This is a genomic window from Persicirhabdus sediminis (assembly GCF_016595495.1).
GTDB lineage: Bacteria > Verrucomicrobiota > Verrucomicrobiia > Verrucomicrobiales > Akkermansiaceae > Persicirhabdus > Persicirhabdus sediminis.
The window spans coordinates 94,683-96,740 of the sequence record NZ_JAENIM010000037.1; the positions used below are offsets into that span (position 1 = coordinate 94,683).

Below are 2,058 nucleotides of genomic sequence, written 5' to 3' on the forward strand. Positions count from 1 at the left end.
TGTGTACTTACTTGTCGACTTGTGGCGGTCAATTAGATGGTGGGCCAGGCTGGACTTGAACCAGCGACCCCACGCTTATCAAGCGTGTGCTCTAACCAACTGAGCTACAGGCCCGTTAACTAATTGGTGGAGGTAACCGGATTCGAACCGATGACATCCTGCTTGCAAAGCAGGCGCTCTACCAACTGAGCTATACCCCCGTTGTGATCCAGTTTTGGATGGTCCAACTAAGGACTCTCACAGGGAATACAAGTTGTTTGGAGTAATAATGAAAAGATTGAATTGTACGCTGCCCACGTTTGATGGTGCAGATTTTTGAATTGTTGTCGTGGGTCAGTTTCCTTAACCACTGATACACCTTCGGCTTGTTATTAAAAACTAGCTACAAGCTCTTGCTCGTAGCCCGGTCAGGTGTCGACCTATGTCAGGGAGGCGTGAACCTTTGACATTTTCTCCATAGAAAGGAGGTGATCCAGCCGCAGGTTCCCCTACGGCTACCTTGTTACGACTTCATCCCAGTTACCAACTTCACCTTAGGGCACTGCCTCCTTGCGGTTGGCACATGCACTTCGGGTGCGATCGGCTTCCATGATGTGACGGGCGGTGTGTACAAGACCCGGGAACGTATTCACGGCGCCGTAGCTGATGCGCCATTACTAGCGATTCCGACTTCATGGAGGCGAGTTGCAGCCTCCAATCCGAACTGGGCCCAGGTTTATAGATTTCCTCCACCTCGCGGTATCGGGTCTCACTGTCCTGGGCATTGTAGTACGTGTGCAGCCCTAGGCATAAGGGCCATACTGACCTGACGTCATCCCCACCTTCCTCCCAGTTAACCTGGGCAGTCTGACTAGAGTTCCCACCATTACGTGCTGGCAACTAATCACAGGGGTTGCGCTCGTTGCTGGACTTAACCAAACATCTCACGACACGAGCTGACGACGGCCATGCAGCACCTGTGTAAGGTCCCCGAAGGGTCACTGCTTTTCGGCAGCTTAGCAATACATGTCAAGCCTAGGTAAGGTTCTTCGCGTTGCATCGAATTAAGCCACATACTCCACCGCTTGTGCGGGTCCCCGTCAATTTCTTTGAGTTTTAGTCTTGCGACCGTACTCCCCAGGCGGCACGCTTAACGCGTTAGCTCCGGCACAGAAGGGGTCGAGTCCTCCCACACCAAGCGTGCATCGTTTACTGCTAGGACTACAGGGGTATCTAATCCCTTTCGCTACCCTAGCCTTCGTACCTCAGCGTCAGTACATGTCCAGTAAGTTGCTTTCGCCATTGGTCTTCCTCTTGATATCTACGCATTTCACTGCTACACCAAGAATTCCACTTACCTCTCCATGACTCTAGTCAGGCAGTATCGGATGCAGTCCAGGGGTTGAGCCCCTGCCTTTCACATCTGACTTACCTAACCGCCTACGTACGCTTTACGCCCAGTGATTCCGAACAACGCTTGGGACCTTCGTATTACCGCGGCTGCTGGCACGAAGTTAGCCGTCCCTTCCTCTTTTGATACTATCAAACTTACACGCTTTTAACGCATAAGCCTTACTCTCAAATGACAGGAGTTTACGACCCTAGGGCCTTCTTCCTCCACGCGGCGTTGCACCATCAGGGTTGCCCCCATTGTGAATGATTCTCGACTGCTGCCACCCGTAGGTGTCTGGACCGTGTCTCAGTTCCAGTGTTGCTGATCGTCCTCTCAGACCAGCTACCCGTCATCGCCTAGGTGAGCCGTTACCTCACCTACTAGCTGATAGGCCGCGAGCCCATCCTAAAGCACCACCCGAAGGCAGCTTTGACCCAAAGGCCACATGCGGTATTAATCTTCCTTTCGAAAGGCTATCCCCCACTTTAGGGCAGGTTGCTCACGTGTTACTAACCCGTCCGCCACTAAGAATTTAATTAGCAAGCTATTCAAATTCTCCGTTCGACTTGCATGTCTTATCCACGCCGCCAGCGTTCGTTCTGAGCCAGAATCAAACTCTCCGTAATATTTATAAAACGGTTATTTGGCGTCACGTAAAATTACGTAAACTGTAAACTATTATGTTT

The 2,058-nt window shown here is 51.4% G+C and carries 2 tRNA genes and 1 rRNA gene; all 3 read right to left on the reverse strand.

The window, feature by feature from the left end:
• Positions 1–37: 37 nt before the first annotated feature.
• A tRNA-Ile gene (locus tag JIN82_RS07490) sits at positions 38–114 on the reverse strand.
• 10 nt (positions 115–124) lie between these two features.
• A tRNA-Ala gene (locus JIN82_RS07495) sits at positions 125–200 on the reverse strand.
• A 260-nt stretch (positions 201–460) separates the two neighbouring features.
• A 16S ribosomal RNA gene (locus JIN82_RS07500) occupies positions 461–1,998 on the reverse strand.
• Positions 1,999–2,058: the final 60 nt, after the last annotated feature.